Source organism: Blautia sp. HCP3S3_B11, from assembly GCF_052064435.1.
In the GTDB taxonomy this organism is placed as follows: Bacteria; Bacillota; Clostridia; order Lachnospirales; family Lachnospiraceae; genus Blautia_A.
In genome coordinates, this window is record NZ_JBQHVP010000012.1 from 140,382 (window position 1) to 149,913 (window position 9,532).

Consider the following 9,532-nt stretch of genomic DNA (forward strand, 5'->3'; position numbering starts at 1 on the left):
TGAGGAAAGAGTCGAGAGATCGGCTCTTTTTCTTTGCGATTTTTTGAGGAAGGAGGTGCCACATGGCTGGAAGCAGAATTAAGGGTATCACCATTGAGATTGGCGGCGATACCACAAAACTTCAAACTGCCCTTAAGGGTGTGAATACAGAGATCCGGAATACTCAGAGTCAGTTAAAGGATGTGGAAAAGCTTCTGAAGCTGGATCCGGGGAACACGGAGTTGCTTGCACAGAAGCATAAGTTGCTTGGGCAGGCGGTGTCGGAAACGAAGGAAAAGTTGGAGACGTTAAAGACAGCGGCGGAACAAGCTGAGAAGGCTTTGAATGATGGCACTATTTCCAAGGATCAGTATGATGCTCTGCAAAGGGAAATCATTGAGACGGAGAATGAACTGAAACGTCTGGAAGAGCAGGCAAATCAGTCGGCTACGGCCATGCAAAAGATTTCGGCTACCGGGGAAAAGCTGAAGGATGTGGGCGGTAAGGTGGAAGGTGCAGGTAAAGCCCTGATGCCTGTGACGGCTACGGTGACAGCTCTGGGAGCGGCTTCTGTGAAAACGGCGGCGGACTTTGAAGGTTCCATGAGTAAGGTGGCGGCGGTGTCCGGTGCTACTGGTGGAGATTTGGATGCGCTTTCCAAGAAGGCTAGGGAGATGGGAAGCAAGACGAAGTTCTCTGCTTCGGAGGCGGCAGAAGCCATGAACTATATGGCGATGGCTGGCTGGAAAACAGAGGATATGCTTTCTGGTATTGAAGGTGTTATGAATCTGGCGGCAGCATCTGGAGAAGATTTGGCTACTACGTCGGATATCGTGACGGATGCACTGACTGCCTTTGGATTATCGGCACAGGATTCAGGACATTTTGCTGATGTTTTGGCGGCGGCTTCTTCCAATGCAAATACAAATGTTTCCATGATGGGTGAGACGTTTAAGTATTGTGCGCCGATTGCAGGATCCCTGGGATTCTCGGTGGAGGATACGGCTGAGGCAATTGGGCTTATGGCAAATGCTGGTATTAAATCCACTCAGGCTGGTACTTCTCTTAGAACCATCATGACAAATCTTTCCGGGGATGTGAAGATCTGTGGTTCTTCTATCGGAGAAGTTACGGTGGCAACCACAAATGCAGATGGATCCATGAGGGACTTATCGGATATCCTGGCAGACTGCCGGACAGCTTTTGGTGGTTTGACAGAATCGGAGAAAGCAGCGGCGGCTGAATCTCTGGTTGGAAAAAATGCCATGTCGGGATTTCTGGCATTGATGAATGCTGGGGAGGGAGATATTGCCAAGCTCTCTGGAGCCATAGATAACTGTGATGGTTCTGCCAAGAACATGGCAGATACCATGAATAATAATTTACAAGGTCAGCTTACGATACTGAAATCTCAGTTGCAGGAGCTGGCCATTTCTTTTGGAGAGATCCTGATGCCAGCAATCAAGAAGATTGTGGGCTGGGTACAGAGCTTTGTGGACGTGCTGAACAGTCTGCCAGACGGAGTGAAGGAAACCATTGTTACCATCGGTCTGATTGTAGCGGTGCTGGGTCCGGTACTGATTGTGGTGGGCAAGTTGATTACGGCGGTTGGTACGATTATGACCATTGTGCCAAAGGTTGCCGGTGTGATCAATACGGTGAAGGGTGCTTTTGCAGCACTGAATGCAACCATGCTGGCAAATCCCATTGTGCTAATCATTGCGGCGATTGCAGCTCTGGTGGCGGCGTTTATTTATCTCTGGAACAACTGTGATGAATTTAGGCAGTTTTGGATTGATCTCTGGGAGAATGTGAAGGAAATCGCGATTGCGGTATGGGAAGGATTGAAGGAATTCTTTTCGGCAGCCTGGGAGGCTATCAAGTCTACGGCGGAAACAGTTTGGAATGGCATCGCAAATTTCTTCACCGGATTGTGGGAAGGAATCAAGAGTACTTTTAACACGGTAGTGACAGCCATTAGCAATTTCCTGAGTACCATGTGGAATGGCATTAAGTCTGTTGCTGAGACGGTGTGGAATGCGATTTCCGGATTCTTTACAACGATTTGGAACGGCATCAAGACGGTCGTAACTACGGTGGTGACGGCAATCAGTACCTTCCTGACGACTGCATGGAATACGATCAAGACGGTGATTACTACCGTGCTTACGGCAATTCAGACGGTCTTTACAACCATCTGGAATGCAATAAAGTCGGTGATTACGACTGTGGTTAATGGCATCAAGAATACCATTACAACGATTTGGAACAATATTAAGACTACCATCAGCACGGTGGTGAATGGAATCAAGACAGCGGTGTCTACGGCATTTTCTACCATGTGGAATGGCATTAGGACAACGGTCAGTGGCATTTACAATACCATCAAGAGTGGCTTTGATAATGCAGTGAATTTCATTAAGAATCTGGCTTCCTCTGCTTTTAGCTGGGGAGCCGATATCATCAATGGAATTGTGAATGGTATCCGGTCTTGCATCGGTAAAATTGCTGGTGCGGTCAGTGATGTGGCAAATACGATCCGGTCTTATCTGCATTTCTCGGTACCGGATGAAGGACCTCTGACAGAGTATGAGAGCTGGATGCCGGATTTTATGGCAGGACTGGTCAGAGGCATTGAGAAGAGCAAGGGCATGGTTGCGGATGCCGTGAATGGCGTGGCGGCTGACATGGTGGTGAATCCCCAGCTTGCGATGGCTGATGGCGGTGCGATGACCATTGGCAAATCCGGAAACAGTGCGGATCTGATTTCTGGGATTACGGCAGCATTAAAGGAAACATTGGCCGGTCAGAGTGAATCAAGCGGGGATATCGTGATTCCAGTTTATCTGGGAAACCAGATGCTGGATGAGGTGATTGTGACGGCACAACAGAGAATGAATCTAAGAAGTGGAGGCAGGTAAGATGGCATTTTTTCAGTATTTGAATATCAATGGGGATGACCTGCCTTTGCCGGATTCCTATGATGTGGAATATGCGGATGTAGAAGCAGATTCTGGTGGAGAAACAGAGGCAGGAACTACTCAGAGAGATGTGGTAAGACATGGAGTGGTCAGCATTCCAGTCAGCTTTTCTGTGACAGCCAAGTGGTTGAAAAAGATGGCAGCCTGGGCGAAAAGAGATAAGCTGACGGTGAAATATTTTGATACGGAATTTCTGGAACTGAAGCAGACGGAGATGTATGTGGAGGGTTTCAAGGCAAAGTTGAAAAAAGATACTAGCTATAAAGGACTGTGGACGGTGAATTTTACTCTGAGGGAAATGTGATGACTCGTTTTCATATAGATGTTATACTGTTTACATAGGTTACCATTTGTAGCCTGTAAATACGTATACGAGGGGGAATCTCAAATGATGTGTTCGCCGGAAGAATTTCTGGAAAGCATTCGTGACTATGATTTTGAGAAATTGCTTAAGACCAGAAATGAACTCAAAAAGAGTATAAAGAACTACGAAAGCCAAAAGGATCACTTGAATCAGGAATTAATGGATCCTTCTCCGGATGTGATTAACAGTATGGACAAAGAATATTTGACAGTTGTCAGGCGACGTCTGCTAGATAAATATCCGGAAGCTTATATTGATGCACTGGATGGAGAAGATCAGGAAAAGGAAATCGTTTGTTTTATCGACCGAACGATAAAGAAGGTTTGGAATAGCAATCTGCTTGATGATTATGATGACTATTATCTTTTGAGAGAGGATTCTCTAAAATGTGCGTTGTATTATCATCTTAGAAGAAAGCTGTCCTTTCTGCAGAAGAAATATGATATTCGTATTTACCCGGAATTTTATGTTCAGGATTTGAAATACCGTGCTGATCTTGCCATCGTAAAGGTGGATTTTGAAAAGGAAACGAAGGATTTTCGTGACAAGGTAGAAAATATTCTTGCTCTTGTGGAACTTAAATTTGTAGGTGGTAACAGCCAGAATGTTCTGGATGCTGTAAAGAGAGATGTCACAAAGATGCATGATTATTACAGCATCAGACCGGATACTCAGTATTATTGTGGGGTTATCTATGAGGCTGAATTTGATGAACTAAAACTGATTGACAAACGATCTACAAATTATTGGGCAGATGGAAATCTTGCAATACTGAAGGCATTTATCAAGGAAGATTACATGTGGTTTGAGGTGGAAAATTACAACCATATGAATGAGGATATAAAAGACTAATACATGATTCTTAAGGCATCAGTCATTAAGTTGGCTGGTGCTTTTTTGATGGGAGGTGAGGCGATGTATCCGGTTTCGGATGCCTTTTTGAAGGCAATTCAGAGTAACACGAGGAATTATTACTGGACAGGTAAACTGAAGACGAAGGCGGGGGTGACACATGAGTTTGGTGCGGCAGATATCATGAAGGGTTCCGGATATATTACCAGGCAGTGTTGCGGTAGTACAGAGATGGAACTTGGTACGGTGTATGCGGCTGAGGCTGGAATCACGCTGTTTTCGGATATTGACCGGTACACGCTGGAGGATGCGGAATTGACATTGGCCTTTCATCTGAAGTTGCCTGACGGATCTGAGGAAGAAGTACCCATGGGAATCTTTGAGATCAGTGAGGCGAACCGGACGGCGAAATGCCTAGAATTGAAGGGGTATGATTACATGCTCCGGTTTGATAAGAGCTTCAATGGATTTGAAACGGTGGGTACGGCATATGACTTTCTGGCTTTGTGCTGCAAGGCCTGTAAGGTGGAACTGGCCAATACCAAGGATGAGATTGATGCTATGCCGAATGGCAGTGAGATGCTTTCGGTTTATACGGAAAATGATATTGAAACCTGCAGGGACGTGCTGTTTTATGTGGCACAGGTCCTTGGAGGCTTTTTTATTATCAACAGATCTGGAAAACTGGAATTAAGAAAGTATGGCACGGTATCAGTGATGGAGTTGGAGCAAAAGCACAGGTTTTCGTCCAGTTTTTCTGATTTTATTACAAGATACACGGCGGTCAGTTCAACGAACAAACGGACGCAGATGGCTGAGTATTATGCTCTGGAAACAGATGATGGGTTGACCATGAATCTGGGTGTGAATCCGTTGTTGCAGTTTGGTCTGGATGAAACCAGAGAGAAGCTTTGCAGGAATATTCTGTCGGATATTTCAGTGATCCAGTATGTGCCATATGATTCTGATACCATTGGAAATCCGGCACTGGATCTGGGAGATGTACTTCGGTTTTCTGGTGGCCAGGCGGATGAGAATCAGATCACATGCATTACTTCCATTCAGCAAAAGATTGGTGGGAAGCAGAGCCTGAAATGTGTGGGCAAGAATCCGAGGCTGGCACAGGCAAAGTCGAAGAATGACAAGAATATTTCGGGACTCATCAATCAGATTGAAGATACGGCTCAGAATGGAAAGATCGGCATTCATACCTTTACCAATGCCATGCTCTGCCAGATTGCACAGACGAAGCTGAAAATCATCAGTATTCAGTTTGCGAGTTCTGAGGAAAACCACATGCAGTTCTTCGGACAGATTGTGGTGAATGTGGCGGCGGATCCGGTTGCACAGGGTGCGAAGGCAGAAGGGGATGTGGTGATTTCATTTCCAAGAAGTTCGCCTGAAGGTGAATCGGGTGAATCTGGTGCTGATACGGGTTCTGAATCGAGCGGTGGATCTGATTCCGGTGTCACAGATCCTGCTACTGAAGTTACGGTGGCTGTGAGCCTTCCAGTGACTTGGATAGATGATGGGCAGGCTGTTTGTCATGTGGTGTTTGAGTTAAATGATGAGGAAATCACAGCCCATTATCCGGTGGAGACCTGGCATTCAGGAAAGCATATTTTGTCGCTGTATTATCCCATTGAGAAGATCATTGCCAATTACACCAATACTTTTAATGTGTATCTCTGGATGGAGGGCGGTACCGGCACGGTGGATGTGGGAGACTGTATTGCTTCCATCACAGGTCAGGCCATGGCGGCTGAGGAAGCCTGGGATGGTAAGCTTACAATTGAGGATTCTACGAAGCTGTTTGGCATTGGCAATGGGCTGAAAACCAAGGTATTTTCAGAAACAATTAAGACAGAAACGATGGAACTGGTGCAGAGAAGCTATTCTGATAGGATGCCTGGCAAGACGGCAATCGAGGGCTTCTGCAGTCCGATAGAAATGGAGGGATAGGATGAAGTTAAAAGGTGATATGGTCATGGAACTGACGGATGTGAACACCGGGGCTGTGGAGACAATCCACGAGACCAACATGATTACGGAGTCGGTGAATAACATTCTGGGGATGAATCCTATGGGGATTTATCTTAAGGCCAGTGGGGAATACGATGATGCGGTGCTTTGGAATGGTTCCTTGCTACCGATCTGTCCGCATATGATTGGTGGGATTCTGCTATATCCTACGACACTGGAGGAAAAGGCGGATCACATTTATGAACAGGGGAAGAATCCGCCGGTGGCTTATGCTTCCAATAATGTCAATTCTACAGCGAATACGGCAAGAGGAAGCCTAAACCAGACGGAGAGCAAGAAGCTGGATAATGGATATAAGTTTGTGTGGGAGTTTACGCCTTCTCAGGGAAATGGAACCATTGCGTCGGTGTGTCTTACAAGTGCAAAAGGCGGTGAAAATGCTTTTGGCAGTGCGGTGGGAGATGCCAGTCCATTTATGCTTCTGAAGAAGGTGGACATCGGTGACATTGCTAAGGCGAAGCAGATGGTATTGTTTGAAATGGTGGAGGTGGATTTTGAAAAGAATCTGGCTTATAGCATTACCTTCGGAGAGTCCAGTGTAACGATTACAAAGATGCGTTTGCCGATTTTCAACATTGGTCTGAATGAACGCTTGGACGATACTACTTATCAGGTGTTGGAAACAAAGACGTTGACAACAACCTTTACCTTTAAAGGAGATTATACAAAGTACGGGGAGTTCTTGGATGACAAGGATGGTTACTGGTACGGTTTTTCCAATGAAGCAAATTCTTCTGGCAGTGCAAAGATGCTGTGGATCAAGATTTCCAAGACGGATTATTCCTTTACGGAGGGTGAATGGACGTTGTCCAATGCAAAGCTTCTGGAGGTTGGACAGAGGGATAAGGAAGACACTTACCCGGAACGATATGTGAAGAGTTGCATTCGGAACGGGTACCTGTATGTCTTTGCCAACAATAAGAAGGGTGTTTATAAGATCAATCTGGGAAATCCGTCAGATGTAAGTCTGATTGAGTTGGGATTTACTTCAAAGTGTGCGTCCATGGGTAAGTCTGGTACGTCTGGGCTATTTCTGACGGTGTTGGGAGATATAATTCTGGCTAAGGATTTTATCATTACTGTGGATGATAAGGTTATCAAGACACAGGGAAGTGAGCGGTTTGAAGCGATTGCAACACCATTGTTTCAGTATAAGAATTTTGTTTTCATGTGGGGCGGCAGTTATGGCAATGAGCACCGGTGTGCTTATTTGCTGACACCATATTTGGCAAGTATCAATAACCTTTCTTCGGCGGTGGTGAAGAATACGGATAAAACCATGAAGATCACGTATACGCTGACAGAGGAAAGCTGATGTGACCGGACAATTTCATAAGAATCTGAGGCTGTGGTGAAACACGGCATTGGAGATAGTAACTTTTAGGCGGCAGTTCTCGTGATGGGAGCTGCCTTATTTATTGCATGGGAGGAATTGCAATGAAAGAATTTTGGAACTTTATTCAGATGATTTTTACGGCAGTGGGTGGATGGCTTGGATATTTCCTTGGTGGCTGTGACGGGTTGCTTTTTGCATTGCTGGCTTTTGTAGTGGTGGATTATATCACGGGAGTCATGTGTGCTATCAGTGATCAGAAGCTGTCCAGTGAGGTGGGCTTTCGAGGCATTTGCAGGAAGGTGCTCATTTTTCTGCTTGTAGGCATTGCCAACATTCTGGATGTGCAGGTGATCGGAGAAGGATGTATTTTGCGTACGGCGGTGATCTTTTTCTATGTGTCCAATGAAGGTGTGTCCATTCTGGAAAATGCGGCAAGGCTTGGATTGCCGGTGCCGGAAAAAATGAAAGCGGTGCTGGAGCAGCTGCATAGCAAAGGGGATAAGGAGATCGAAAAGGAGGATGATGAGTGATGGGATATACGAACAGCGGCCTGGTGGCCTATACGAAGCTGAGTCCGAATCATTCCGGACAGAGAACACATGGAATTGACCGGATCACGCCTCATTGTGTGGTGGGGCAGTGTACGGCTGAGGGTCTGGGAGACTGGTTCTCCCAGAGATCCACACAGTCTTCCAGTAATTATGGTATTGACCGGGACGGACGTGTGGGGCTTTATGTGGAAGAGAAGAACAGATCCTGGTGTTCTTCCAGTAATGCGAATGATCAGAGGGCGGTGACGATTGAGTGTGCATCCGATACGAAGGAGCCGTATGCATTCCGGGATGTGGTGTATCAGAAGCTGATCGTGCTTTGCGTGGATATCTGCAGAAGGAACGGGAAGAGGAAACTGATCTGGTTCGGGGATAAGAATAAGACTTTGAATTATCAGCCGAAGGCGGATGAGATGGTACTGACGGTGCATCGGTGGTTTGCCAATAAAAGCTGTCCGGGGAACTGGCTGTATGCGAGGATGGGAGAACTGGCAGAGAAGGTGACGAAGGAACTTGGTGGTGGCTCTGGGAAAGAGGATGCTGATGGAAAGGCAGGTTTGCAGGCATCTGTATTTGCTGGACTTTCGGAGAAGGATGCGGCGGAAAGAATTGGAAAAATCTGTGCTGAGGATATGAAGAAGTCAGGGATTCTGGCATCTGTTTCTGCAGCACAGTGTATTCTGGAGAGCGGATATGGAAAGTCAGAGCTGGCACAGAAGGCCAATAATTGCTTTGGTATGAAGTGCGGTTTGTCAGGAAATACATGGAGAGGTAGTTCCTGGGACGGAAAGAGCAAATATACAAAACAGACCAAAGAGGATGATGGCAAGGGGAATCTTTATACCATCACAGCGGATTTCAGAAAATATCCTTGCGTGGAGGATTCCGTGGCGGATCATTCAGCATATCTGCTTGGTGCCATGAATGGAAGTAAGAAACGGTATGATGGGCTGAAAGGCTGCAGGGATTACAGGAAGGCAGTACAGATCATCAAGGATGGTGGGTATGCGACTTCCAGTACTTATGTGGAGAAGCTGTGCAGCATTATAGAGCGGTATGAGCTGACAAAGTATGATGTAGTGGCTGCTGCTGTGAAGCCGGTGCCTGATGGATTTCAACCTTATATGGTGAGAGTCAATATCAGTGATCTGAATATCCGGAAAGGTCCAGGCACGAATTACGCTAAGTGGGGCAAGTATACGGGAGTAGGTGCATTTACGATCGTTGATGAGGCGGATGGAAAAGGGGCTTCCAAGTGGGGATTGCTCAAATCTTATGCCGGGGAGCGGAATGGATGGATCAGTTTGGATAATCTATAATTCAACATTATCGAGGTTATCGTAAATATAGAGTTATCGTAAAACCAAAGGCCAATGGTAGTTTTCAGCAGAGAATAACCGTCAAAATTTACGATAACTCTTTTTTT

Annotated in this window: 7 protein-coding genes; all 7 read left to right on the forward strand. The window is 46.1% G+C overall.

Translation table 11 applies throughout. From position 1 onward, the window contains the following. The first annotated feature begins 62 nt into the window (after positions 1 to 62). The 7 genes from ACTNC0_RS11320 to ACTNC0_RS11350 all read left to right on the forward strand — a co-directional run bounded on the left by ACTNC0_RS11320 (position 63) and on the right by ACTNC0_RS11350 (position 9,425). Entirely contained in the window at positions 63 to 2,900 is a 2,838-nt protein-coding gene (locus ACTNC0_RS11320) for a phage tail tape measure protein (protein ID WP_441087449.1), read from the forward strand. A gap of 1 nt (position 2,901) precedes the next feature. Next, positions 2,902 to 3,264 carry a hypothetical protein gene (locus ACTNC0_RS11325; RefSeq protein ID WP_441087450.1) on the forward strand — a complete coding sequence of 121 codons (363 nt, stop codon included), beginning with the start codon at positions 2,902 to 2,904 and terminating at the stop codon, positions 3,262 to 3,264. 84 nt (positions 3,265 to 3,348) lie between these two features. Beyond that, positions 3,349 to 4,176 (forward strand): hypothetical protein, encoded by an 828-nt coding sequence (locus ACTNC0_RS11330; protein WP_441087451.1) that lies wholly within the window; start codon positions 3,349 to 3,351, stop codon positions 4,174 to 4,176. 63 nt (positions 4,177 to 4,239) lie between these two features. Then, positions 4,240 to 6,138 (forward strand): hypothetical protein, encoded by a 1,899-nt coding sequence (locus tag ACTNC0_RS11335; RefSeq protein WP_441087457.1) that lies wholly within the window; start codon positions 4,240 to 4,242, stop codon positions 6,136 to 6,138. 1 nt (position 6,139) lies between these two features. Continuing rightward, the gene (locus tag ACTNC0_RS11340; RefSeq protein WP_441087452.1) at positions 6,140 to 7,534 is read left to right on the forward strand and encodes a hypothetical protein; all 1,395 of its coding nucleotides are present in this window, start codon (positions 6,140 to 6,142) and stop codon (positions 7,532 to 7,534) included. Between the two features lie 122 nt (positions 7,535 to 7,656). After that, positions 7,657 to 8,085 carry a phage holin family protein gene (locus ACTNC0_RS11345; RefSeq protein WP_441087453.1) on the forward strand — a complete coding sequence of 143 codons (429 nt, stop codon included), beginning with the start codon at positions 7,657 to 7,659 and terminating at the stop codon, positions 8,083 to 8,085. Further along, positions 8,085 to 9,425, forward strand: a complete 1,341-nt coding sequence (locus tag ACTNC0_RS11350) for a glucosaminidase domain-containing protein (RefSeq protein WP_441087454.1) — start codon at positions 8,085 to 8,087, stop codon at positions 9,423 to 9,425. Before ACTNC0_RS11345 ends, ACTNC0_RS11350 begins: the two co-directional genes overlap by 1 nt. The last annotated feature ends 107 nt before the right edge of the window (positions 9,426 to 9,532 follow it).